Here is a 23,861-nt window from a genome sequence, read left to right as displayed (position 1 = left end):
CCAGGACGTTGATAGGCTGGGTGTGGAAGTGCAGTAATGCATTAAGCTAACCAGTACTAATTGCCCGTACGGCTTGTCCCTATAACCTTGGTAGTCCAGGGTTGCAAGAGTTCAGCTGTTGTTGATACAAATACGACCCCACAAAAAACTACTTCTTCCAGATTCAGAATGTCACCTGACGCAGGGTGGATGGCTATGCCGTCCACGCGTTCAAGCGACATTCGTACAAGTTATGCCTGATGACCATAGCAAGTCGGTCCCACCCCTTCCCATCCCGAACAGGACCGTGAAACGACTTTGCGCCGATGATAGTGCTGCAACCAGTGTGAAAGTAGGTTATCGTCAGGCTAGTTATATAGAAAAGCCCCACTCAGTGATCTGAGTGGGGCTTTTCGCTTTGGGGGGACAGTATTCAACCGGTTGGAAGATCACTGCCCCTCAAGTGACCCGACGTATAAAAAAAGCCCGCTGACTCACATCAGCGGGCTTTTTGCAGACAGTCAAAAATAAGCCTGAGTCTGCTTACACACCCCAAAGGATATCGGTCTTGTTGTCACGCGCCGAACGCAGCATTTCCAGTAATGGATACATGCGGGTCGAGAAACTGACGACCTCGATTGCCTGATGCTCATGGTCGTCTTCGTCGCGGTGGTGCGCATGCACGTCGTGCGCCACCTGATCCGATACCTGATGCTTGCGTGACTCTTCGATCTCATCCTCGACCAGCGAAATCACCTGCGTGGCTTCGGCTGAAGTGATTACGCCGCGTTCAGGCTCCTTGTGCAGCAGCTCAAGGATACGTTTGGCATGTTCCTGATACATCAGAACTTCTGGATACGTTTTGCATTTAAATGTAATCAACATAGCGATCTCTTGGTTTTGTTAGTAATTAAACGATATCACGACTCAGACACCTTCACAGTGCGCTCACGCTCACATCGGCCTGGGCCGCAACATCCAGGCCATGCAGGGTACCGCAACAGCGAGAAAAGCAGCCCCTGCTGCTGCGAGCATGCGCAGGTCGTCCAATGGTTCAAGCGTAGCAGAGGACAGCAGCCATCCCAACGCGCCCCATGCCAGGCTGTTGCACAATTCGAGCACGTTCATGACGAAACCACCCTTGCCGCGCCCCTTGAAATTGCTGCGCACGCCAGGCCGCCCACACCAGAACACGACAAGGCCAGCGCCCACGACGGCGCCGCACACCACGAGGCAGCCCACCAGCCCGGCCGCCGGCAGCCGCACTGTCAGCCATAGCAGGGGAACAGCCACCAACCCCAGGACTGGCAGCATCGCCGCTGCCAGCTTGGCGCGCCGCACGGTGTGCTGGGACGCAGGCGATGCCAGCAACAGATCCGGTGCATCCTCGGCCGACAAGGCAATCCATGCCAGCGCGCCGGTCAGTGAGCTGCACAGCAGCGCCAAGCCTGCACCGATGGCTTGCACCTGCACGTCGGCGCGCTTGAATATCAGGAAGAATAACGGCAGCAGGAACAGCACTTGCAGCATCACCTGCGACAGCAATTGCGGATCGCGCACGATCAGGCGCCATTCCTTGATGACCACCGTGCGGAACAAGCTGCGTCCGAAGCGGGGCCGCGCCGGCGTCGCCGAAGCCTTCCCCGTGGCGGCAGCCGGTGCCGAAGCGGCCAGTTGCAGCCCGCGTGCAAAAAAACGGTGCGTGCCCCACGACGTCAGCATGAACATGCCGCCGGCGAGTGCGCCGAGCAGCAGCACCGGCAACGGCTCGCCCAGCATCGCCCGCGCCGGCAGCCAGAGCGGGTTGTCCGCTGCGCCCTCCGTCTGCACCACTCCGAGCACGGTATCGCGGATGCGCTCCTGCGTTTGCCGGGATGCGAGCGCATGAAGCTGTGACGCGATGACCAGCAATGCACCTGCCAGCGCCCCGACGATCTGCGCCACGACGCGCGTGCGGCGCGCACCTAGCATGCGCACGAGACCAAGTGTGAGCAGCATGGCGCCACAGCTGCACAGGACCGCAAGAGCGATCACGCCGGGATAGATCCCGAGCCAGCGCCATTGGCCCTGCAGCAGTCCCGCATGCGCGAACGGCGCCAGGAAAAACAGGTACAGCGCTGCCGTGCTTGCGCACACGCCAAGCAGCCGCACCGTGAAAATGCTGCGCGAGGGCAGGGGCGACGACAGCAGCAGATCGAGGTCGCTGCGTTCGAACAGCACCAGCACGCAGGCCTTGATCGCCGACGACAGCATGAACGTCGTCGCCACGATCAGCAGTGCGGAAACCACCAGCAGGATGCGCGGATCATCGCCCGGCACCCCGGCCAGCTGGCGCACGGCAAACCAGCCCAGGACATGCATGGCGATGCAGCCGGCAATCGCCAGACCGAGCGCCATATTGCCTGGCCGGCGCCGTCCACCGGCGTCCTCATTGAACCAGGCAAGCCGCAGTTCGTGCCGCAGCAGCCAGCCAACACTGCCCGGCGCCAGCATCATGGCGCGGCCATCAGATGCAGGAACATGTCTTCCAGGCTGCCGCCCTGCGTGCGCTCGCGCAGCTGTGCCAGCGTCCCTTCGGCAATCAGCCGGCCCTGGCGAATGATGCCGATGCGGTGCGCCAGGCGCTCGGCCACTTCCAGGATGTGCGTCGTGAGGATAACGGTGCCGCCATTGGCCACGTGCGCCAGCAGCAGGTCTTTCACCTGGCGCGCTGCTGCTGCGTCCAGACCCGTCAGTGGCTCGTCGAGGATCAAGAGTTCCGGGTCGTGGATCAGCGCGCCGGCCAGCGCGAGCTTCTGCTTCATCCCACGCGAAAAACCTTCGGTCAGCTCGTTTGCATGCTGGCTCAGGTCAAGCCAGTCGAGCAGTTCGCGCGCGCGCGGTTCGGCGTCCTGCGCCGTCACGCCCCACAGGCCCGCGACAAATTCCAGGTACTCGAACGGCTTGAGCTTCCCGTACAACATCGGCTCGTCCGGCAGGTAAGCCAGCTTCGCTTTGGCCGCCGCGGGTGCGGCAGCCAGGTCGATGCCCAGCACCTCGATCGTGCCAGCGTCCGGGGCCAGCAGGCCCGTGACCAGGCGCAGCGTCGTCGTCTTGCCAGCGCCATTCGGCCCGAGCAGCGCATAGAACTCGCCGCGCCGGACCAGAAGGTCGAGGCCATCGACGGCAGGACGGCCGAACTGCTTGCGCAGTCCGACCAGGCGCAGGGCAGGGAGCTGGTCATCCATCGGCGACCTCACAAGCGCGTGAAGGAGGTGAGGAACTGCTCGACCTGTTCCGGCGGCGTCTTGCCTGCGGGGCCAAGCACGATCACCTGGTAGAAGCGGTTGCCGTTCGCCGCGAAGCGCCCGCTCAGGTGCATCGGCGCGCCCTGGCCAGCGCCCGTGATGTCCACGTTCAGGTCATCGGTGGCCGCAGCGTCGGGCGCGCCGATATTGCGCAGCAGCGCCAGGCGCATGGCCGGCAGCGCCGCCTGCGCGCGCGCGGGATCGGGCGCTACGCCTGTGCCCACGGCGAAGGTGGTGTTGTCGACCTTGGCCGCCGTCATTGTCATCTCGACGTGCAGGCCGTTCAGGTCCACCGTGCGGGTCAGGGTAGCGGGTTTGGCTGGAAACAGCACCTTGAAGCGGCCATCCTCGCTCGTGTAGTCACGCCAGTTATAGGCCGGATTGCAAGCGGCCAGCAGCGCGCTGGCCAGAAGGATAGGGACAATCTGCAGGGCACGCACGATAGAGGGTCGCATGCGTCGATGGTACCAGCAGCGCCGCAGAACGCAAGACCTGCTAATCGCCCTGCAGCGCGCGCCGGTACCCGATCGCCTCGGCCACGTGTCGGGCCGCCACGTGCTCGCTGCCAGCCAGGTCGGCCACCGTGCGCGCCACCTTGAGCACGCGGTGATACGCACGCGCCGACCAGTGCAGGTGCTGCGCTGTCGCGTGCAACAGGCGCCCTCCGGCGTCGTCAGGCGTGCAGTAGCGGTCGATGTCACCCGGGCCGAGGTGGCTGTTGGGCCAGCCCTGGCGCGCCACCTGCACCCCACGCGCCTGCGCGACCCGCACTGCGATCACGCTACTCGGTTCCCCGTCTGCGCGTGCACCCATGCTGTCCGGCCCCAGCGCCGCTACCGGCAACTGGATATCGATGCGGTCGAGCAGGGGCCCCGAGATACGGCTTTGATAGCGCAGCACGGCGGCCTCGAGGCAGCGGCACTTGCCGCTGACATGACCGAGCCAGCCGCACGGGCACGGATTCATCGCCGCAATGAGCTGGAAGCGTGCCGGAAAATCGGCCTGGTGCGCGGCGCGCGAGATCGTGATCTGGCCCGACTCGAGCGGCTCGCGCAGCACCTCGAGCACGCGCCGGTCGAACTCGGGCATTAGGTAAGTCTAGTTGTCTGTCCGTTTTAGACACTCAAATTGTGGTGTATTCTCTAATCGATTTTGACAGATGAGCAACGTGTAGCCGAAAGCGAGACCACGCCGGAGAGACCACCATGCGCAGACCTACCTATTTTTCATCAAAGATTTTAAAAAACATTGAACCCTACTCATTTGCTGATTTATGTAAGATTGCAGGAGTCGAAAGAGAAATTGATATAAGCGTCGATCGCCGTTTCATAGATATCCCGGTATTGGCGGTCGTACTCAATGAACTAGGCCTTCCTATGTATGCGGCAACAATGTTTCTTGCCGAGCGCGCGGTAATGGCAAGAAGCATGACTGGCGCAACTGTCATAACGTATGCCGAGGGATTAGTATGCTGGCTACACTTTCTCAAAAATAAGACCTTAGAGCCGGAACAAGCAACTGAAGAGACACTCGGACTATTTCGCGCATCGCTCGCAAACGGAAAACAGCGTAACAACAGTATGCGCTATGCTAGCAGTACTGCTAATTTACGAGTTGTGATCGTCGCGATATTTCATGAATGGGCTCAGAAGACGGGAATATTAACTTCTCCGCTTGGGATGCACCTGATAACGTACGGAACAAGTTCTACATATAAGCGCAATTTTGTTCGAATTGTTCGACGTCATCCGAGAGTGCTTAGTCAAGAGGAAATATCGGCAATCCTTGCGATTGCAAGACAACCATATCGGTTGATGTTTCAGTGGGCACTTACAACCGGAGCCAGGCGTTTTGAAATATGCAATCTTACGCTCGATCAGTTGCCCGCTAGTGAAACGCTTGGATATGCACCAAACGATTTAATTTCTATTCCGATATTACGTAAAGGTGGGCGAGATCTTCCTTTAATTGTTCCCGTCCACTTGCTAGAGCGCACGCACTGGTATTGTCTCACGGAACGGCCTCAACAGAATAGCGTCACGCCGCAGAATATATTCGTTAATAATCGGCGAAAAAAAATTCAGCCTGTAGCGTTTACGAACGAATTTCGACGTTGCGCGAGGTTGGCTGGATCAGATGCAACACTTCATTTTCTCCGGCATACATATGCAACAAAAGTTTTAGATTTCTTGCAGCGCTCGGAGCAGGACGGAAACGTTAGCAATCCTCTTAAAACGTTGCAAGTATTGTTAGGCCACGCAAAAAGCGAAACGACGCAAATTTACGTTCACTCGCTTTCTATTAATAGCCCAGCAGTGTATGGGGCCTTGTCATTTCTATATGGGATGGCAGAGTGAGAACATCGATAACGCAAATAATGAATGAAGGTGTGCTTCAGCTTTGCACGCCTAGCGGCCGAGTGCTTTCCGAATTTAATTTCAATACGCTAGGTTTAAGTAGCAACCAGACTGAGCTACTTTCAAAAGCATTTATTCCACTTGCAGGTCATACATCGTTAGAGTCGCAGCGGCAATACTGGCGGTCGATAAGGAAATTCGCTCAATGCAGGGTCCGATTAGGACATGCGAGCGACTTGAGCTTTGCAAAAAACGTGGTCGCAGAATTTGCTGATTTTCTAATTGCAGAAGACCTATCTGCAAGTACGTGCCAATCACATTTTAATACTGTAAAGAACCTGCTGGCGTGGGGACAGCGCAACTATCCCGGATTATTCAAGAACGGCATAAGTGTAGTTGCTAGAAAGTTCAATAGAGACGAGCCAAAACCGCGCAACTATCTTGATGAGATTCAACAAAAAATTGTACTACGCGCCTGTTACGCCGAAATGAAAGAGGTTGAGGCTAGGCTGCAAGGCGGCGCGCGGTTTTTTTCTGATGCCGAGTTACTCGGTTCTGAAAAAGAGCTGGCTCGACTAATAAAAGAATTAACTGTAATCGGAAATGGTTTTCTCCCGACGCAGAAAACTCTTAACGCGACAGGGAATTATTTACAAAGACAGCTTGCTAAAGTTGGAGGTCTACGTCATTTGAATAGACTATTGTGGATGACACCGGAAGCTATGTTTCCATACTATTTGGCGATTGTAATTCAAACAAGTGGCAACCCTATGGCTATTAAGGATTTAAGTGTGTCTTGCATTAGATCCCATCCTTTGCGTGACGATATTGAGCGTCTTGTATGGGAAAAGCCTAGGGCGCGATCTGAACAAATCATAGATTTTCCTAAGGGTAAGGAGCGGACTGCGCCGAACCTAGTTCGGCGCTATGCGAACCTTGTCCTGAATCTACGTGGTCACTGTGCCGAAGGAGAAATAGACCGTCTGTTTATATGCTTACAGTTGACCCCTAGGAAAGTAGCAGTGCCATGTATGCAGTTGATGCACTTGATGCTAGATTCCTTTATTAAAAAGTAAGATCTGCCAAACTTTGATTTTCGTGACATTCGTATAAGTGGAGCCAGATCTCATCATCGTGCTGGGCGCAGTTTGGAATCTGCACGCCTGAGGCTGAATCACAAAGACGCTCGTACTACCCAGATATATACCCCATTAAGTGATCGAGCCGACGAACACGCAAAAGTTATCCGTAAATACCAAGGCCAGCTAATAAAGATGAGTCTAGAGTACGGTAAGAAAGATGATGGGCCTCATAATAAAAACTCCGAAGATAAGCCAGCACAAACCGTCTTTGGATTTGGGTGTAAAGATCCGTTTGCCGGTATTGCGAGAGAAAGTGCTAAAGGAAAATTGTGCATGAATTTTGCTGGTTGCGCGACTTGCCCAGGTGCAATAGTTGTACTTGACGATGTTAATTCAGTAGCGCGACTTCTGGCGTCGCAACAAGCCTTGATCAATGCACGTATAAGAGCACTCAACCAGGGGTGGTGGCCCCGGTATAAAAGCCTTTACGCCGACACCCTCAGAATTATTGAGAGCGATTTACTCCCGCGGATTCATCCGGATATAGTTGAGCTGGCGTCAAAAATCTCAAAAAATACTAGCTTGCCACATCTCGATTAATTAATTCATCATGAAAATTAAGAGTGCGAACCGAAGTAAATGGGTCTTTGAGTCCACTGCATTATATGATAATCAGGATAGCACTATTGTCTGGGCCAATCTCATTCCATTATCAATGGGGACTAAACATCAACGAAACTATCTCATGAAAAGCATGAAGGGATTCTTCGTTGCATCATCTATTTCGATGGTAACTGGTGCGCAATACGATCAATCTACCCTACAGGTAAGGTATCGATACATCGTTACCTTAGTCCGCTGGATGGTTGCTAAAAATCTGTGGAGGCTCTCTGCGCTAACGACGAGCGACTTTGTGGATTTTATGCAGGGGCGCCGCGGAAAGTTTCACACGCATCGACCTGCAGAATCAAGCATCGAAAACTGGCTAACGGTGGCAGAATTAATGTGGCTTCACCGTCAACAATATGTGGGATCGATTCGCTTTTATCCGACAATACTAAGGGGCGAAATCTATGCTAGATGTAGGCCTACTACTCCCAGACCCTTCAAGGCAATTCCAGAAGAAGCTGCTCTTCCGTTGATTCAGGATGCGCTAGTGTGGATTGAAAGATATGGTCCGTATGTGACGAGCTTAACTGCTCAATTCTGGGAGGCTAAATACGCGCAAGTTGGCCTATCCCGTAAAGAAAAATATACACGTTCCAAAGAATTTTTTGACAGTTTAGAGAGTGATAAAAACTTCATTTCCATCAAAAATATGCTAGCGCCGGATATGGTGAAGGGCTATGACATATTAACAAAAGCAGTCATGCATACGCAGGGCGCGACGATAGTTGTTTTGCTCTTCGTCCTTGGACTTCGTAACCGAGAATTGGTTAGACTGGACAGTAACTGCATAAGCGTCGAGCACGAACTGAGTGGAGATGCTTATTATATTCACGGTATTGCGGCAAAGAAAGGTGGGCAGGCAAGAAAGTGGGCCATTTTTGAACCAATCGTCCAAATCGTGCGAAACATAATAGAGCAGTCTGCTCTGCTAAGAAAGTATAGCGGTAGCAAAGCGCTGTTTTTGCACGGAAGTAGGCCTTTATCTTCCCCAAGATTGAAGGGAAAGCGGATTGAGCCTTTGTCAGTAGCTAAGCGGATGCGGCTTTTCGCGATCGCGCCGTATCGTAGCGAACGGCCCATAATTTCACGGCTTCATCCTCATGCAGCGCGAAAGACTTTCAGTCGGTTTGCTGTAAAGCGAGATAAAAACGCGCTAGAGCCAATGGCCTGGCAATACGGACATGCTTACGCTCAGTTCACTGATGGCGTGTATGTTGGTTCCGATATCGAGCTCGTTGAGATGATGCATGAGGATGATCGCGCTGAATTAGCTCGCTCGCTTGAGTCATTATTGCGTTCGGAAAGAATTGGAGGAAAAGCTGGTGTGGCTCTTGAAAAAGCTCGTGATGAGTTCTGCCAACATCTTAGATTTAAGGGGAAGGCTGCACTGCGTACGTTAGTGAAGCGTTTGATCGCCGAAAAAGTACAGATAGCACCGTGTGACTGGGGATTCTGCGTGTACTCGATGCCATTATCGGCGTGTGAGGGGAGTGAAACGGGACCAAATATTGCTAAACGATCGCCAGAGATATGTGCAGGATGCACGAATTTTGTTGTATCCGAGAAAAATGCATTTTGGTGGAATTCTCGCATCGTGAGGGATGAGCGATATCTAAATGAGTCGAATCTCCCGGAACAAAGCGTGGCTTTAGTATCGCGTCGCCTATCGATAAGCCGCCGTGTGCTCGCCTCGATCCAAACATCTCAGCACGTGAAGGAGGAAAAATAATCTTGACTGCTACGCCAAGTAATTCATTAATGATTAAAACGCGGGTTGCAGCTGCGATTTTAGCTCATAAGGAGGAACATCAATGTGCCCGGATGAGCGTAAGCGCAATATGCCGAGCTGCAGGTATAAGTCGCGCAAATCTTTATGTAAATCACCCCGATCTGGTGCGAGAGATCCTTGATTGGGGATTAAATGATTCTCCTGCTTGTAATGAGAAAGTAGCGCGAAGCGACCGGCTAGAATCCGCTGTACGCGGAAAAAAAGATCTGCAGGAACGTTTCAACGCTTTGTTGACAATATGTGTCGAGTTGCAAGCAGAAGTACGTATGTTGAGAACACAAATTGAAAGAGAGGCTAAACGTAGGCGCCTGCCCCGTAATCGACAAGATGTGTAGCATTAGCTAATTATATTTGTTTAATTGATGCCATTTTTTTATGAAGTAGCCGTTGCTAACACCCCTATGCTGAGAGAGGCTCAATTAATCTGTGCTTTCACGGAAAGCATACGCATTTGCTCTGGCATCATATAAAGCATGGTGTTCCGGCAAGCCTTGTTCCCTAAAAAAATTTTCATGTAACAATAATGATATCCGGTATTCTATATTTCGCAGATCAATCCAAGTCGGTATATTTTTCATAACTTTCTTGAAAAGTATTATATCTGTATTATGATCCGCGCAAAGTTCAATAATCTGATCTTTTGCTTTAACAATTTTTAGCCAAGAAATTATGGTAAGTGGTAAGGTATCCCTGTCGATCAGAGCATGAACATCTTTCCCGACCAACGGGATTACGGTATGTCTTACGAAATCACTGCATCGATGTAAATCAAAATCGGTTTCAAAGTAAGCTTCTTCCCCTGTTTCTGCTACTAGTCCTATGCTTATTAGGTCGGGAGACTCGAAATTTGTAAATTCGACGTCAAAAAATACCCTTAACGGTTTCATCTGGATTTGGGCCGGTTGGGACGTGCGTTAAAACAGGAACGGACAATTCTGCACAGCGGCGAATTCGGTGAGAACAGTCATACAGAGGCTTGCCAAGACGTTTCTTACCGGAGTCGATCAGCGGATCTCGATAGCCTAGTTATTTTGGCATCAAGCATGTCGTCAAGAATTTGCACAATTAAGCAAGGAACGCTCACATTTTTACGATTGACGAGTGTTGCCGCTGCCGACAAGTTCAACAGGTCGTCGTACATCTTAACTGGCATACGGATGAAGACGCCTTTTTTCGTTGTTTCGCCGCTCAAGGTCTCTCCTTATAAAAAAATCAATTTAGGGGTGCTGACACCAAGGCTGAAATGGGCCGCAAATGCCGTGGCCTATTGTGCACGAAGATTAGACGATGCTGCAATGAAAAACGCATCGCTAGTTGACGACGCTGCAACCCTCCGCTCCTTGGGTGTGGCAATACGAGCGCTGAGGGCAGAGCGAGAGCTTTCCCAGGAGGAGTTAGCTTATTTGTGTTCGCTTGACCGGAGCCACATGGGGCGCATCGAGAGAGGCGAACGTAACGTAAGTATCCTTAACCTTGTACGCATAGCGCACGGCTTAACATGCTGTCCTTCTGAAATTTTGATACGAGCAGGCCTATGAAGTGCTCGCGTGTCAAAGCCTATAGTGATGCTGAGAAAAATCACCGTTTTCCCCCTGTAGCGTGCCCCGCGTCATACGTCGATAATTGCGCTAATCCGTGCGTCACTTAGAGCTCCTAACAAAACCGCTCGACATAGTCGCCAACATATGAGCGAGCAAGCGAGCGGAAGGAATGTCTAGTGGAAGTCTGCTCGCCGTTCGGGTCGAATGCGCAGTCTGCGAAAGCAGTATAGCTATACTGAGGTGCGCTCAACGAGCCAACACCATCGACCGATTCTCTCAACGGACTCCGCGCCGTATCGTGTGATACGTGCTGCGATACCGCGTCGGCGTAGCCAAGTGCGATGTGCTTTTGAAGCGTACGCTCGATCATCGTGCAGCTTCCTGGACATCACGCGCACGGCTGTAAAGCCCTCTACCGCAGGGATAGCCTCCACGAGTGGAATAAGAAAACCCGAATCATGCACTTCGGCCCCAGAGATTTTGGCGACCAGCGGCAAGCCACGTTGATCTACGAGCAACTGGTGTTTGAGGCCGAGCTTGCCACGACCGGTTGGTTTTGGCCCATATGTTCGGCACCTGCAGGGGTAGGCATACTAGTAGCGTCAACGCAGAGGACTGCCTCGTGGACGCGCTGCTAAACGCCAGTTTTCATCCATTCGTGGAGCCGGCGCCAACAACAGGCCATTGCCGCAGCCGAGTTCGCGCGGCAAATATTCCTACGGTATCCTGGTCGTGAGCACAACCGGATCCAGGTTAGGGTTCCGAGATCGTTGATCCGCGGCCGTCCGCCCGCGGTGATCTGCTATGGGTCGGGATGTGAGCTGCTACGAGCAACCAAAAGTCGTTGGGGAGAAGTACTTGGACCATGGCATCAGTCCGTCTTAGACACGGCCGCCATCTTAGCTGCCGAACCACGGCCGTCCACGTAGACTATCGACCCAAGCGGAAGTTTGCCGTCGCTTCGCATTCAGGCTGCAACACCTGAACCCATCAGTCGCACACCTTGCGGCATATTGCCGCCTTCCGCGTCCTAATGCATTCAGCCTCTCCGCATGGCTGCGAGGGCATGCAATGAGACCCGGCACCGGGAACACTCCGCTGGCGAATCGCCTCAACGTGGGCTGCCGACAACGGAGAGCAGGCCTCGCCGTGCCTTCCAGGTTCAAACGTTCTCTCGAACCAGCTAACGAGTTCCTGCAAAAGAGGGCTCGGTAGATCCGACCGAAATCCGGGACCGCGCTTCTCCAGGCTAGCACTGCGCAAGCTCGAGGGAAGCTTAGATAGTCCAACGGCTTCACGTCCGAAGTAGAAAAAGTGGCGCGAGACCAGGGCAAACTTGTTGCCTTGCCCCTCATTAGAATGATCCAACCTCCCGGTGAAGCGCGTATCCCGCAGATAGTGACCAAAGTCCAGCTTCTCGTCCACACGCATCAAGTAAATGATGCGGCCGTTGCCCGCGCTGTCTGAGCTTTGCCCCCCGGTTCCTAGAACCCAATCGCCCACGTTAGCCATCTCGACCAAATTCCGTTTGTTGCCGGGCTTAGCAAACTTGCAATGCACCAACGTACAGTACATCCCGTACGGGTTGGGCGCGAAACCGTGATCGTGGTCGATAACGTATGAGTAGAGCTTTGACGTGTTCATGATGCCTAACGTAAAAATTAACCGACTGCCAGAACGCAGAGCGGTCCAACGTTTTTTACGACAAGAGAGCTTCCGATCTATTATGCGGTCGATGGCCGCTTTTGGACGAATCCTGACGCGATCTCGCGGCATGGCCATGCAATAAGGTTTTTGCTCTGTGGATTTGATTTGAGTCATGGCAGTTACTCATCGGTCTTCTAGCATGAACTGATGACTACTCAATATGACGCAAATCTCTTCCGCAATGCAAGGTTACTTGCAGCGGCTGTGCAGCTAAGGAGCACGCACGGCTTGCTCTATGCAATGAGATTTCTTGAAGAGCACAATTTTAGTGTTGAGGTCATTTGGGAAGTGCTGAATCTCATTCCTCCTATCGTGTGTCTCGCATCTGTAGATTGCTGAACACGTCCTGTTTTGCCGCAGTTGATAGGAACGAACAAGCAAGCGTCGCTGACTAGTCTACGAACTGAATCGCCACGACTCTAATAGACACTCGCAACACCGCTTTCTACGTTTTTGTTGGCTCGCCGATCTCGTTCTGGGCCGTGCCCTAACGGATGACGTCCGGCTGCTGGTCGAGCGCGCCCAAGCCAAGGCGGCACGAGTGAAAGTCGGCGGCGCAAGTCGCCGCGTCTGGCCAAGCCGGGCGGCGCGGGCCGCACGCTCAGCCCCACTGCCATCGGGGCAGGCCGCGACAGCTGAGCGGAGAGCTCACTGCGCAGTTGCGCAGGCGCGCTTCCCGGCATGCAGCGCCCATGTCAGAAAGGGCGGGTCTTTCGCATTCCGATTCTGTAGTGGATCCGCCAGTGTGTATCCGTTGCCGCTGCACCGGGTTGCCGGCCATCATCCCGGGATGCATGCCAGCGTGAAAACCACGTACAAGTTGAGCCGGTAGCTGTCGGGGTCGGCGAGCGGCAGCAGGGAATCGATCAGTGCGGCAACCATGCGCGGGCCATCGGGCGGGTAGAGCTTGATCAGTGCGTTGCCGACGTCGCGCCGCTGTGCATGTCATTGAGGCGTTCTGCGCGTGCCAGCGCCTTGTCCGCTGGTCCGGGGAGAGACGCTCCGCGTCGATGGCATAACGTTAGAGATCCATGACCAGCTTGGTGATCGACCTACTCCTTGGTCACTACGTTTCCGATCAAGTAGATATCGACAAACGGCCAAAGGCTGGCGCTCCATCGTAAGTCACGGTTAGTCAAAACCCCAAGCGCCCTCTCTTCGGTGTGCTTATTCGGCAACAGTTATGCAAAAAGAAATCCAACGGTGGTAGTTGGTATAGGATTACATCACGTAGGAGATTTCCGAAAAAAAGCACGGACATTCTTTAGGGAGCTCGATTCTTATGGACATCGATATCAGCGATACTCCTGGTGCCCGGTCGCTGGGATCGGCCATGCTGCGCTCGGTCATTGCGAGGCCGCTGCAGGAGCGCATTCAATGTGAGCTCGAGCTCGGCAAGCGACTCGAAAAACTCCCTGCGGCTTTCAGGAAGCCCGACCGCACTGTCATCCTTCTCAACGACAAGTTCGAGGGCGGTATCACGGCAGCGCGCCGCACGGTTGAGCGGATGCTGGCGCAGGAATCGCGGCGCGGCGGGAGCGACGGCAAGGCGGCATTCGCCGCTGCCCATCAGCAGAAAGCCCCTGATCTCATGCTCAGTTCCCTTGAGCAGGACATGGTCGAGTATCTGCAAGCGCTCAACGCCAACTTCGCCGGTCCGATCCGCTGCATCCTGCCGTCGCGCTGGGATGTCATCATCGACATCAACCTGAAATTTCGCGCTTTGCCTGATCCAAATGCCCCGGCTCCCCGCGTCAGCACGGACGGGGCCAAACGCAGCAATCCTTTCAGTTCCGATCCGCGCCAGGCAGCCAAGGAAGTGATCAGGGAATATATTGACACGGCAAAAAGCAACTGCGTGGTGACAGACCCCGAGCAGGGCATTCAGGAATACAAGACCAGCCTGTCGAACCAGTACGTGTTTGCCCGGCTGGAAGGCAAGGTGCTGGTCGAGTTGGCCCGCATCGACCACAACAGCAGCCTAGAATACTCCCGCCGTGACCGGAACGCGCACAAAGACGCGCGGATCTACCGCGTGATCCATCAGATCTGGCCGGATTTCGAGCTGCGCAACTGCACCCATCGTTCGGTGCGCACAGTCAAAGCGGACGCCGCGCAGAACGCATTTAGCGCTTATGGCGAGGGCATTACCTGGGCCGTGATCGACTCCGGCATCGACAGCCGCCACCCGCACTTCGCCATGCATGCCAACATCGACCCGGCATCGCCCTATCATTGCGACTTCACCGACGCGATCAATCCCGATCCGCTGATCGACCAGAAGGGCCATGGCACCCATGTGGCGGGCATCATCGCGGGCCAGCAGCTGGAGACGCAGGCGCCGGCGGCCGCCGATGTGCCGCCGTATGAGACCGCATGGCGCATGGCCGGCGCCCAGCATGAGCGTGCCTCCGGCAGCATCGACGATTCGGTCGTCTCGGTGGTCGAGACGCAGCTGACGGCCATTGCCGGGATCGCACCGAAGTGCAAGCTGGTCAGCTTGAAAGTGCTCGACAAGTTCGGGCATGGCAAGGCCAGCAACGTGATTGCCGCCATTGCCCACATCCAGCTGATCAATGGACACGGACGCGACCTGAAGATCCACGGAGTCAACCTGAGTCTGGGCCACGACTTCGATGCCGAGTGGTTTGCCTGCGGCCACAGCCCGCTGTGCGTGGAAGTCAATCGTTTGGTCAAGTCGGGCGTCGTCGTGGTGATCGCCGCGGGCAACTCTGGCTACGGCAGGCTGAAAGCGGCTGGTGGCGACCGCGATACCGGGCTGGGACTGTCGATCAACGACCCTGGCAATGCCGAGCTGGCCATCACTGTCGGCGCCACCCACCGCGACGCCCCGCACATGTATGGCGTATCGTATTTTTCGTCGAAAGGCCCGACCGGTGACGGCCGCTGCAAGCCCGATCTGATCGCCCCTGGCGAGCGCATTATCTCCGCAGCGGCGGCCGACAGCCGCATGGTGACGGAATTCGGCCGCGGCGCCCGGTTCGCCTATTTTGAATCGACCGGCACCAGCATGGCCGCGCCGCACGTGAGCGGCGCCGTGGCCGCCTTCCTATCGATCCGCAGCGAATTCATCGGTGAAGCCGAGAAGGTCAAGAAAATCTTTACCTCGACCGCGACCGATCTCGGTCGCGAGCGGTATTTCCAGGGCGCGGGACTGGTCGATCTGCTGCGCGCCATTCAATCGGTGTGATCCCCTAACAGGAGGCGACATGGACAGCATTGCAGGCATTCCCTACAGCACGGTGGAATTCAATCAGGATGGTGATCGAATCAAGGAACCCGATATCCCGGTCGACGCGCGCCAGGTGCTGATCGTGTCCCATGGCTGGAAGAACGACCGGGGCGAAGCCGATCACATGTACCGCGACCTGTTCAAGAACTTCGCTGCCGTGCATGCGGAAGGCACCGACGGCTTGGCCATTATCGGCGTCATCTGGCCGTCGAAAAAATTCGATTTCGACGGCGATGGTATGGCCGCGCGTGAGGAGGGTGATGAGGGCAAGGATGGAGACATGCGCGCGGCCGGTCTGGACGATGGCAGTGCGGCCGCCGTCAACGCGGAAATCGAGCGCGAATTCAGCCGCTTCGAAGAGTTTTACGCCGATGCCGGCAAGGAAAAGCAACTGGCTGCGCTGCGTGAAGCATTGCCACAACTTGAGCAGCCTGCCGCCAAGAAAGCGTTTGTGATCGGCCTGCGCGAGCTGCTCGGCACGCCCGATGAAACATCGAGACTGGACGGTTCGGAATTCTTCTTCGAACTCGACGATCCGCAGGCCATCTTCACCAATGCCAGTGGGGAGTCAGCCGAAGTGGACGATGCCCCCAATGGTGGTGTGGGCGACGTCACCGGGCAGGGGCTCGGCAGTGCGTTCAAGAAGATCGGCAATGCGGTCAGCTCGCTATTGAACGTGACCACGTATTACGAAATGAAAAAGCGCGCCGGGACCGTCGGCACACTCGGTCTGGCGCCGTTGATCATGGAACTGGCGCAGCGCGCATCGATCGAGCGCATCCACCTGATCGGCCACAGCTTCGGTGCCCGCCTGGTCAGCGCAGCAGCGATGCATGTGGAAACGCCCAAGCTGCACAGCCTGTTCCTGCTGCAGGCAGCCTTTTCGCACAGCGGCTTTGCACCGTTTGGCTACTTCAAGGACGTGGTGGAAAAAAGCCGCGTCTCCGGACCGATCGTAATTACCCATACCCCGAACGACAAGGCGGTCGGCAAGGCGTATGCGATTGCTTCGCGCATCGTCAAGGATTTCGCCAATGAGCTCGGCGACGCCAACGACAAGTACGGCGGCCTGGGACGCAACGGCGCCGTCAACGTGGATAGCAAGTACGTAGCGCCGGCCTGCAAAGCCCTGTTGGCATCTGGATCCGCCTACGACCTGCAAATGGGATTGATACACAATCTCGAGAGCTCGGCGTTCATCCGCAATCACGGCGATGTGGAAGGCAGGGAAGTGGCCTGGGCGATCAGCCGGGGCGTCGCGCTGGCCTGATTTTTTGACGAGGAGCGCCGGAAGCGTCGGCGCGCAAGTGGAGGGGCAGTGTGAGTCAACATCAGTTTTCCGAGAAGATCTTGAACGTTGGCTTCATTGCTGCCCTGGTACTGGCGGGCGTGGCGTTTTGCCTGGCTGGCTTTTATCTGATCGAGTTTGCTGCGAGCACCCAGCAAGCTGTGGCGCTGGTGCTAAAGGCGGCCCAGGGTAAGCAGAGTATGGGCGTTGCCAATGTCGAGTTGATGCAGAACGCCCTCGGCGTGCTTGCGTATGTGGCCAGGGTGCTGCTGATCTCGTGCGGCATGTTCGTGGGGCTGGCCTTCGGATTCCTCGGCTTCGCTCTGTTTTTGGTGGGAGCCGGCGGCAGTTCGGATATCAGTGGCGAATTCAGAGGAGTCAAAGCCACCATCAGTGCCCTGGCCCCGGGGACGCTGGCACTGCTGGCCGCCACGGTTCTGGTGGTCGTTTGTGTGAATAGGCCCCTGCCGGCCGAAATTTCGCTAGGTGGTGCGACGCCGACGCATTCTATGGTCTCCGATACAGTAACCGAGCCTGCGGAAGGTGATCCGCTGCTGCGACCGCAACAGGAGTAGACCCTTGCGATCCCACACGTCTTCCATGCGTATTTTTTCCTCCACAGTCGCCTTGCTGATTTCAATCGTGTTGGCTAATGATGCGTGGCCGGGTGCCCCGCAGGAGGATGCCGGTGGAGCCCATCTGGCAGTGTCGCTCAAGCAGGACGTGGAACTACAGGTGGCCAAAGCGTTCGCGCTCTATGCGCGCGAGCGAGCCGAGCCGAAGGCGGCCTTGAAAGCCGATTTGCGCAGGCAGCGGGCAGAGGCGTTCGCGCTGGCGGCGCTCTGGCAACACCGCGATATCAGCGAATCATTCGACAGCGATCAGCGCCTGTCGAACCTGTATGCGCTTGAGCTGTTCAAGTATGCGCTATACCTCGAATACGCGGCCGATGTGTGGAAAGCCCGGGCGTATTTTTCGCACACGAGGGAGATCCTGATCGAAAACGTCAAGTCGACCGATGCGGTCCCGCCCAAATACAACGGCGTGTCCATCCTGCGGCTATGCGATCGCGAGCTTCAGCGCTTGAGGCTGCAAGGCCATGCCCTGGGACCGCGACCGACAAGGGTCAGCATCCTCCAATCCTTCGATGAGCTCGGTCCGGCGGAGTTCCTGCACAGTATCGACCGAGCCGGGGTGCAGCAACTGGTCGAGGCGCGAGATATCGAAGCGTATTATGCGTATCTGCAGGCGCTCGACATCGCTACCGACAAGGGGGCGCGCCCACGAAGGAAGGACATCGGCCTGGACGTGATCGGCGCGCTGGCGCGCCGTCGTTCCTTGCGCGTCACGCAAGCCGACGCTGGAGGTCCGCTGGTGATCGGGATAGGAGCCTCGCCGGAATTGGTCTATTTCATGGCCGCCCAGGTGCGCGCCTATCTCGGCTTGATCGCGCGCTGGTATGGCCGGTCGCAGGTGCAACGGGGCTTGCCGATACTTGTGCTGCGTGATGGCGGCACCCCGGCCGATTGGGCGTTTCTGACCGCGGCGTTGAACGAGGGCGCCGCCGTTCCCGGCCAGCGTCCGTTCGCGGCGAAGGAGATCGGCGTCTATCTCGCTCCCGAAAGAAGCGAGACGGCGGACGGTGGACTTGCGCTCGTCGACAGTTACATCGTCTTCACCAGTAGTTTCGCTGTCCCGGACGATGGGCCCGAATGGCTCAACTGGACTTTCATGGCGAACGATGGCGAGGGGGCATATGCGCTGCGCCGGCTGCGGCGCTTGCTCGCCGCGGGACGCCAGGGATGGAGCTCCTTGCCTAGTGTTCCGCTCTACCCGATGCCGCGCGAGCTCAGCGCGGCGCGCGTCTACCTGCTGCAGGCGGGGGCGTTCCTACGCTTCCTAAACGGCTTGCCGGCACCAGGCAAGCCCGCACGCAGTGTGCTGGCGGCGCTCATGCAAGGTCGGCAGAGTTTGAGTGGGGGCGATCTGGAGCAGAACTGGCAGGCTCTGGAAGCGGCCAGCGGGCTGCAGCGCCCCGAGCTGCAGGCCGCATTTGACAGCTTCATCGTGCGGCTGGAACACGCCGGCCCGGCCGATGGGCAGGGCTCGGTCGAGATCGATGCGGCCGTGGCCGCCGCATTCAGAAAGGCTTACGCGAATTAGACGGTGTGGCTTGAGCCGGTAAGCGCGCCGACTCGGGCTACCGCACAACGCTGCGGGCGGGGCGCCGGTGTACATCGATGCCTCCGCCTGCTGATCCGATCGGAAATTAATCCGCAACTTGGCCGAATAACGCGGTCCCGAAGCAAACCAGGCCCGCCCCTTCATGCCGATATGCTGCTGCATGGTCTGCTTGAAGATGGGATCGGTCATGTTGGTGCCGTCCAAGCCCCAGGTCATGTTCTGGTTGATCTTGTAGAACAGGGAGACATCGACCGGGCCATACTTGTCCGTCCATACGGGCAGGCTCCAGTTTAGGTTGCTTGCCGAAGGTGGCGCTGGCCGGGGTGGTGTCGAGCGCATCGCCTCCGCGCGTGCCGCCGGGCGACAACAAGCTCTTCGATCGCCACGAATATGCCAGGCGTGCCGAACATGGCCCCTTGTCGTACATGAACGCCAGGTTGGCCGCCTGGCGCGACAAGCCTTCCAATGGCAGGTTGCCGAAGGTGCGGCCATCGGTGTCGCAGCCGTTGATGGCCAGGTTCAGGTTGGCCTGCGTGCTGTCGCTCGAGCAATACTCCGGGTAGACCGGGTTGTACAGGGTCTTGTTGCTGTCGACGAACGTGAAGTTGGCCTGCACGCCGAAGCCAGACAGCCAGCCGGGCAGCTTATCGAAGTGCTGCTGGTACGCCACTTCGAAACCGCGCGCATTGCCTTGCGCGCCGCTGATACGCAAAGCAACGCGATCAAGCTTTTAAAGTTATAGACGAACACGTGCAGGCTCATCTCGGCCTTCACACGCTCGAGTCCCTTTATCAGGAAGTGCATCGCCCCTTTCCAGGACTTGATGGTCCCGAACGGATGCTCGACTGAGCAACGCCGGATTCGCATGGCGTCACGATTGTTTTCAAGATACAGCTGCATGTCGTCAAGCACGTCCTGATGCTCCCAGCGTGTCATAGGCGCCCGCCGGAAAGTTCAGCTGGACCGCGATCTCAATCCGTTGGGAGGTCCCGAGATCGGCGCAGAGTATGAAATTGAGCAACTTGTCCGACGCCACATGCGGTGACCAGGCCCGGACATTGGTGCCGCCCGGGTCAGCGAAGAACACCGCCCCAGTATGGTGGCCTGCAGGATATGTGACTTTCTGAAATAGATGCGACGAAAGGTGGTGCTGCACCGGGCTGCGCCCACGAGATTTTGCTAATAGCTGCGACGAATTTTCGCTGAATAGCTGCGACTGACCTGTAGGGATATCGAAATAGCTGCGACCCACTCCGTCCATGACCTCACAACGCTGTAACGCCACCAACAGAGGTAGGGACCGGGACCGGCTGCTTCCGACCCAATGCAGACGTTAGAAATATTGAGCAAATGGTGAAATCGCAACAATAAATCTTTCAACTTTGACTTTTTTAAGTATCCTCAGAATCGCGAATAACTCGCAAACTGCGTCACAGAGACTGGTGTTAAATGTTTTAAGTGGTCTCCCATCATTGCGTGGGCAGTGTTGAACCTATTGTGCCGTCGTCCTGTACAACCCACGTATTCAGGAGCCGTTCTGCGGCTGGCATTGCCAGATGCAGTTTCTGCAATACCTTACCACTGCCCAAGTCGAACATACCGGCGGCGCCCGGGCGCCAGTACCAGTAACCTCGGCAGGAGTATTTCACTTCAGCTTCATGCACGTTATCGACGCCGACCTTGGCGAAGTAGTCGGGATTGCATGTGACCGAATAAGGAGGATGCTTCTCGTTGACGACTTCAAAGCGCGGTTTATACGGCAAGGTACGCAGAGGCTGGTGATTAGCGGAGACCTTAAATTGGGGACACATGCGCAGCTCGAACTCAGGATAATTGAACTGCGGATGCATGCCTTGCAATATTCCCAATTGTCTGGACTGACCATATCCTTCGGGGGCTTGAAATCGAGCATGATGACGAGTGAGTCGTACTGTTCAGGCACTTTGAACTCGGGCGGCGCGAGGAATTCTCCACCTTGCTGAACTGGGATAAGCCTGCCGGCATCCCACGCAAACACGAGTCGGATGTTTGTCAGTTTGCAATCCTGATCATACTGGTCCGGTCGGAGTGACCCGCTCGCCCACTTCGGAACGACGATGCTAAACCCAGCTGCCGTGCGGTAAACAAAATTTTTCCCAGAGCTTTTCCTGCAGTCGTAATTGAGTCGTGTAGCACGGGCTTCAAGCTCAGCGACCGTTTCACGTTTATGGCACCCGGTGGAGAAACCGAGCAGCAAGGCAATCGAAACGAGACACAAGGAATTGGTTAGCATATGTATTCAGGAGGAGCACTCATGACCGGAAACGACCCATAGCAGACGGACGGTATGGCTCAGTGTACGAGTATGTTGACTCCATATCGAATAACAGGCTTTGCCATGCGTTGCTACTCTGGCCAGTGTGACGGAAGTTCGTAGAGAGTCGCCAAATCGGTCCCAGGTATACTCACCAACCTTTCGTCTTCGATCTTCTTAGTGGGCATACCTTGCAGCCGAGTTGGTGGGGGAAAGTTCGCCCAAGGGTTCACATATAAAGCGTTTTTACACTTTGCAAGGGTATAGGGGCCTAGATTATTGAAAAACCAAACTGCAGAGATTCGACAGTTTTCTGGGCCGTTGGGGCCATACCATGCGCCATTTGGTCTGCGATGCATTTCACCTGCTCCTTGGCCGCCGGTCATTTTGACAGAGTAGTATTCTTCGCCGTAGAGGGCCTGGACTTCGTCAATTTCATCCAGATGGAATACATCGGCATTTACTGCGACGACATAAGGCTTTGTCACGTTGCCATAGCGAGTTGCCTTTTTCTTCACTGCGCGCCGGAGGGGTTCCCATGTGTTTATTATTCGAGCTCCGCTTTCTGACATTCCGATGAGGCGGGAAGATCGTCCCCTCCGTTCTTCAGAAAGTGGAATAGCCCTAATTGTCAGCTCCCAATCCTCGTGAATCCAGATCATCGACGGCATGGCATGAAACCCCACGACCACCAGGTGTTCTCTCAACGTCTGCGGGTCGAGCGTGTCGAGCCACCTATGCACGCACCTGATTAGGTCCTTACTAGAGGGTTGTGTACACGGGTCGCCTTCGCTAGAAATATCGAGCATAAACCCCTGATGCGACGCAGCGTCAAGGCGTCCAAGCGTAGCTTCTTTCATGGCCTCAGCAGCTGGATAGCTGCCGTCTTCTTCGGATGCGAGGACAGCCTCAAGGAAGAATTCTTCGCCGGCCGAATGGCTAACTAGGAAGTCAGGGCGCTTAGTTGATCCCGTACCTGGATCGGGATGGCAAGAAACTTGATATCCGAGCCGTACTAAGCCTTCGTGCAGAAATAGCTCAAATGTCGAAGACCTGAAGTGCTGCTCGTTGCCTGATCGCAGGCGTGAAATAAGCTCAGCTCGATCACTCGCTGGATAGCGGCGAAGCGCGTCGGCGAGATAAGATCGGACGCGCTCAATTTCAGGTCGCGACGATCGATCCAGAAATTGATAACTTGACTCTCCTGCGCGCTTATAAGCTGCATCGGTACGTTCTCCTTCTCGGAATGGAATGAAAATTCCTTAGTGGCCCGGCTTGCCAGGCTTTGTACGTATTACGACTTCCGCTTTCAGCACGCTGAACAGAATTGCCATATTCTAGAGCTTCGATTGGATGTATGGTGGCGCGGACGCTAATTAGAGAAAATTGCGCAAAACTAGACAATCAAAAGCGATTTATGTGCATGTGCTCGGCGTAGCGCTTTTCCCAGAGGTGTCATGTCGTAATGGATTTCGCCGTCGGTATTGTAAGTGGTTCCGCCCGCAGGGCGAGATAATCCTGCTATGGATATTGCTTCCATCCATGGTGCGCTTCGATCATCGAAGTCCGCTTCAAGGAACGTCCTCAAATCGTCAACAAAAGAGAGATTAACCGCTTGGCACAGCCGACGCAGTTCGACATCCGAAATCACATTGTCAGCGTAACTAATAAGGAGACGCGCGAGCATTGCTGGCTTGTCCATGTCAGTTACCTGCTCAAGAATTAAAATCAATGTTTCCCCGACTTTGGACGCTTCTTGAGGAGACTTCCTCACCTTGGAGCGGATTACCTGCTTCTCTCGATCCGTTGCCTCGTTCAGATTAGATATGAACCGAGCTAGTTTTGCCGCAAATATCGTTTGCCGTACCTCGTCTGCAGCACGGCACAGCTTTAGCGCGGTGCCGATTACTGGTACATCAGCCCAGATAGCGCCGTCGGAAAGGACGTCGATGATGACTTCGCTCGTCTCGAGGCCGGCTTCCATTGGAGTGCTGCTGTCTTTTCTAGGCATGAGAGGATAGGAGTAAGTGGCTCTTTGCATCTAATAATAAACAGATCTGCGTTCTAGCGGAAGTTGAATTTTTAAGAAATCAGCTATCGGGATCTTATTGGCTTAAATATGCGATATGTAGAAATCGAACGTGCGCTTCTGGCCAAGCTCGGCCGTTTGCCGCAGCTTAGTAGGTCGCCGAGCTGAAAAGTCACTGACTATCTCGACCGGCAGCTGTCGACCCGAACCGGACGTTGCCTTGTCAATCGACCTAAAGCGGACGGAGTGGAGACGATGCTACTTCTAATTTTTGTTGCCGTCATCTGTCCCGTCCGCGTTAGTTGTGCGGGCATCTAGGATGCTACTACGCTGTTGCAGAGTGTTATCGATAGGGGAAAAGCATCTTTCACCGCCAGTCTTAAGCAACAGCTGTACAGGCTAG

Annotated in this window: 21 protein-coding genes, 2 rRNA genes and 1 pseudogene; 12 read left to right on the top strand and 12 right to left on the bottom strand. The window is 55.5% G+C overall.

What is annotated here, in order from left to right; translation table 11 throughout:
• Positions 1 to 81: ribosomal RNA gene (locus tag RCH14_RS04885) — 23S ribosomal RNA — on the top strand; the annotation flags it as partial.
• Positions 82 to 235: 154 nt separating this feature from the next.
• Positions 236 to 348: ribosomal RNA gene (gene rrf, locus RCH14_RS04880) — 5S ribosomal RNA — on the top strand.
• 174 nt (positions 349 to 522) lie between these two features.
• On the opposite strand, the gene RCH14_RS04875 is transcribed toward rrf, so the two are convergent.
• The 5 genes from RCH14_RS04875 to RCH14_RS04855 form a co-directional block, all read right to left on the bottom strand.
• Positions 523 to 864 carry a DUF1840 domain-containing protein gene (locus RCH14_RS04875; protein WP_343025009.1) on the bottom strand — a complete coding sequence of 114 codons (342 nt, stop codon included), beginning with the start codon at positions 862 to 864 and terminating at the stop codon, positions 523 to 525.
• Positions 865 to 933: 69 nt separating this feature from the next.
• Complete coding sequence (locus tag RCH14_RS04870; protein ID WP_343025008.1) at positions 934 to 2,475, bottom strand: putative ABC transporter permease subunit; 1,542 nt, start codon at positions 2,473 to 2,475, stop codon at positions 934 to 936.
• Positions 2,472 to 3,206, bottom strand: a complete 735-nt coding sequence (locus RCH14_RS04865; RefSeq protein ID WP_343025007.1) for an ABC transporter ATP-binding protein — start codon at positions 3,204 to 3,206, stop codon at positions 2,472 to 2,474. Before RCH14_RS04865 ends, RCH14_RS04870 begins: the two co-directional genes overlap by 4 nt.
• An 8-nt stretch (positions 3,207 to 3,214) precedes the next feature.
• On the bottom strand, positions 3,215 to 3,721 hold the full coding sequence (locus RCH14_RS04860) for a hypothetical protein (protein WP_343025006.1): 507 nt from the start codon (positions 3,719 to 3,721) through the stop codon (positions 3,215 to 3,217).
• Between the two features lie 40 nt (positions 3,722 to 3,761).
• Positions 3,762 to 4,355, bottom strand: coding sequence for an ATP-binding protein (locus RCH14_RS04855; protein ID WP_343025005.1), 594 nt, complete (start codon positions 4,353 to 4,355; stop codon positions 3,762 to 3,764).
• Positions 4,356 to 4,471: 116 nt separating this feature from the next.
• Here RCH14_RS04855 and RCH14_RS04850 point away from each other — a divergent pair, with 116 nt between their 5' ends.
• From RCH14_RS04850 to RCH14_RS04830, 5 genes are all read left to right on the top strand, one after another.
• Positions 4,472 to 5,623 (top strand): tyrosine-type recombinase/integrase, encoded by a 1,152-nt coding sequence (locus tag RCH14_RS04850; RefSeq protein ID WP_343025004.1) that lies wholly within the window; start codon positions 4,472 to 4,474, stop codon positions 5,621 to 5,623.
• Positions 5,624 to 5,643: 20 nt separating this feature from the next.
• Positions 5,644 to 6,699, top strand: a complete 1,056-nt coding sequence (locus tag RCH14_RS04845; protein ID WP_343025003.1) for a hypothetical protein — start codon at positions 5,644 to 5,646, stop codon at positions 6,697 to 6,699.
• A gap of 72 nt (positions 6,700 to 6,771) precedes the next feature.
• The gene (locus RCH14_RS04840; protein ID WP_343025002.1) at positions 6,772 to 7,305 is read left to right on the top strand and encodes a hypothetical protein; all 534 of its coding nucleotides are present in this window, start codon (positions 6,772 to 6,774) and stop codon (positions 7,303 to 7,305) included.
• Between the two features lie 10 nt (positions 7,306 to 7,315).
• Positions 7,316 to 9,103: a tyrosine-type recombinase/integrase gene (locus RCH14_RS04835; RefSeq protein ID WP_343025001.1), complete on the top strand. Its 1,788-nt coding sequence runs from the start codon at positions 7,316 to 7,318 to the stop codon at positions 9,101 to 9,103.
• A gap of 2 nt (positions 9,104 to 9,105) precedes the next feature.
• Positions 9,106 to 9,498: a hypothetical protein gene (locus RCH14_RS04830; protein ID WP_343025000.1), complete on the top strand. Its 393-nt coding sequence runs from the start codon at positions 9,106 to 9,108 to the stop codon at positions 9,496 to 9,498.
• A gap of 84 nt (positions 9,499 to 9,582) precedes the next feature.
• Here the strand turns inward: RCH14_RS04830 and RCH14_RS04825 are convergent, their stop codons facing one another.
• Entirely contained in the window at positions 9,583 to 10,050 is a 468-nt protein-coding gene (locus tag RCH14_RS04825; RefSeq protein ID WP_343024999.1) for a hypothetical protein, read from the bottom strand.
• A gap of 156 nt (positions 10,051 to 10,206) precedes the next feature.
• Here RCH14_RS04825 and RCH14_RS04820 point away from each other — a divergent pair, with 156 nt between their 5' ends.
• Complete coding sequence (locus RCH14_RS04820) at positions 10,207 to 10,701, top strand: helix-turn-helix transcriptional regulator (RefSeq protein ID WP_343024998.1); 495 nt, start codon at positions 10,207 to 10,209, stop codon at positions 10,699 to 10,701.
• 233 nt (positions 10,702 to 10,934) lie between these two features.
• On the opposite strand, the pseudogene RCH14_RS24035 reads toward RCH14_RS04820, so the two are convergent.
• Together RCH14_RS24035 and RCH14_RS24030 are read right to left on the bottom strand one after the other, a co-directional pair.
• Positions 10,935 to 11,252: pseudogene (locus RCH14_RS24035) on the bottom strand (transposase); the annotation flags it as partial.
• 442 nt (positions 11,253 to 11,694) lie between these two features.
• Complete coding sequence (locus RCH14_RS24030; protein ID WP_407070055.1) at positions 11,695 to 12,348, bottom strand: hypothetical protein; 654 nt, start codon at positions 12,346 to 12,348, stop codon at positions 11,695 to 11,697.
• Positions 12,349 to 13,693: 1,345 nt separating this feature from the next.
• Between RCH14_RS24030 and RCH14_RS04815 the strand changes: the two genes are divergently transcribed.
• From RCH14_RS04815 to RCH14_RS04800, 4 genes are read left to right on the top strand one after another with little or no spacing between them, the layout of a single operon-like run.
• Positions 13,694 to 15,622 carry a S8 family peptidase gene (locus RCH14_RS04815; RefSeq protein ID WP_343024997.1) on the top strand — a complete coding sequence of 643 codons (1,929 nt, stop codon included), beginning with the start codon at positions 13,694 to 13,696 and terminating at the stop codon, positions 15,620 to 15,622.
• A 19-nt stretch (positions 15,623 to 15,641) separates the two neighbouring features.
• The gene (locus RCH14_RS04810) at positions 15,642 to 16,934 is read left to right on the top strand and encodes a hypothetical protein (RefSeq protein WP_343024996.1); all 1,293 of its coding nucleotides are present in this window, start codon (positions 15,642 to 15,644) and stop codon (positions 16,932 to 16,934) included.
• 50 nt (positions 16,935 to 16,984) lie between these two features.
• Complete coding sequence (locus RCH14_RS04805) at positions 16,985 to 17,527, top strand: hypothetical protein (RefSeq protein ID WP_343024995.1); 543 nt, start codon at positions 16,985 to 16,987, stop codon at positions 17,525 to 17,527.
• A 25-nt stretch (positions 17,528 to 17,552) separates the two neighbouring features.
• Positions 17,553 to 19,115, top strand: coding sequence for a hypothetical protein (locus RCH14_RS04800; protein ID WP_343024994.1), 1,563 nt, complete (start codon positions 17,553 to 17,555; stop codon positions 19,113 to 19,115).
• A gap of 106 nt (positions 19,116 to 19,221) precedes the next feature.
• Here the strand turns inward: RCH14_RS04800 and RCH14_RS04795 are convergent, their stop codons facing one another.
• The 4 genes from RCH14_RS04795 to RCH14_RS04780 form a co-directional block, all read right to left on the bottom strand.
• Complete coding sequence (locus RCH14_RS04795; RefSeq protein ID WP_343024993.1) at positions 19,222 to 19,848, bottom strand: hypothetical protein; 627 nt, start codon at positions 19,846 to 19,848, stop codon at positions 19,222 to 19,224.
• A 757-nt stretch (positions 19,849 to 20,605) separates the two neighbouring features.
• Entirely contained in the window at positions 20,606 to 20,986 is a 381-nt protein-coding gene (locus RCH14_RS04790) for a hypothetical protein (protein ID WP_343024992.1), read from the bottom strand.
• 535 nt (positions 20,987 to 21,521) lie between these two features.
• Entirely contained in the window at positions 21,522 to 22,289 is a 768-nt protein-coding gene (locus RCH14_RS04785; protein WP_343024991.1) for a hypothetical protein, read from the bottom strand.
• Positions 22,290 to 22,825: 536 nt separating this feature from the next.
• Positions 22,826 to 23,413 (bottom strand): hypothetical protein, encoded by a 588-nt coding sequence (locus tag RCH14_RS04780; RefSeq protein WP_343024990.1) that lies wholly within the window; start codon positions 23,411 to 23,413, stop codon positions 22,826 to 22,828.
• Between the last annotated feature and the right edge of the window lie 448 nt (positions 23,414 to 23,861).

The organism is Massilia sp. MP_M2 (assembly GCF_039123635.1).
Lineage (GTDB): Bacteria > Pseudomonadota > Gammaproteobacteria > Burkholderiales > Burkholderiaceae_D > Telluria.
Note: the sequence above shows the minus strand (reverse complement) of the source record. Positions and strands in the feature narration are given on the sequence as shown.

Coding starts and splice junctions, on each gene's coding strand:
- RCH14_RS04820 (WP_343024998.1), top strand. CDS start 10,207: ATGTCGTCAAGAATTTGCACAATTAAGCAAGGAACGCTCACATTTTTA.
- RCH14_RS04835 (WP_343025001.1), top strand. CDS start 7,316: ATGAAAATTAAGAGTGCGAACCGAAGTAAATGGGTCTTTGAGTCCACT.
- RCH14_RS04785 (WP_343024991.1), bottom strand. CDS start 22,289: ATGAAAGAAGCTACGCTTGGACGCCTTGACGCTGCGTCGCATCAGGGG.
- RCH14_RS24030 (WP_407070055.1), bottom strand. CDS start 12,348: ATGAACACGTCAAAGCTCTACTCATACGTTATCGACCACGATCACGGT.
- RCH14_RS04825 (WP_343024999.1), bottom strand. CDS start 10,050: ATGAAACCGTTAAGGGTATTTTTTGACGTCGAATTTACAAATTTCGAG.
- RCH14_RS04780 (WP_343024990.1), bottom strand. CDS start 23,413: ATGGAAGCCGGCCTCGAGACGAGCGAAGTCATCATCGACGTCCTTTCC.
- RCH14_RS04855 (WP_343025005.1), bottom strand. CDS start 4,355: ATGCCCGAGTTCGACCGGCGCGTGCTCGAGGTGCTGCGCGAGCCGCTC.
- RCH14_RS04875 (WP_343025009.1), bottom strand. CDS start 864: ATGTTGATTACATTTAAATGCAAAACGTATCCAGAAGTTCTGATGTAT.
- RCH14_RS04860 (WP_343025006.1), bottom strand. CDS start 3,721: ATGCGACCCTCTATCGTGCGTGCCCTGCAGATTGTCCCTATCCTTCTG.
- RCH14_RS04850 (WP_343025004.1), top strand. CDS start 4,472: ATGCGCAGACCTACCTATTTTTCATCAAAGATTTTAAAAAACATTGAA.
- RCH14_RS04800 (WP_343024994.1), top strand. CDS start 17,553: ATGCGTATTTTTTCCTCCACAGTCGCCTTGCTGATTTCAATCGTGTTG.
- RCH14_RS04870 (WP_343025008.1), bottom strand. CDS start 2,475: ATGATGCTGGCGCCGGGCAGTGTTGGCTGGCTGCTGCGGCACGAACTG.
- RCH14_RS04845 (WP_343025003.1), top strand. CDS start 5,644: ATGAATGAAGGTGTGCTTCAGCTTTGCACGCCTAGCGGCCGAGTGCTT.
- RCH14_RS04790 (WP_343024992.1), bottom strand. CDS start 20,986: ATGCATCCGCAGTTCAATTATCCTGAGTTCGAGCTGCGCATGTGTCCC.
- RCH14_RS04810 (WP_343024996.1), top strand. CDS start 15,642: ATGGACAGCATTGCAGGCATTCCCTACAGCACGGTGGAATTCAATCAG.
- RCH14_RS04815 (WP_343024997.1), top strand. CDS start 13,694: ATGGACATCGATATCAGCGATACTCCTGGTGCCCGGTCGCTGGGATCG.
- RCH14_RS04865 (WP_343025007.1), bottom strand. CDS start 3,206: ATGGATGACCAGCTCCCTGCCCTGCGCCTGGTCGGACTGCGCAAGCAG.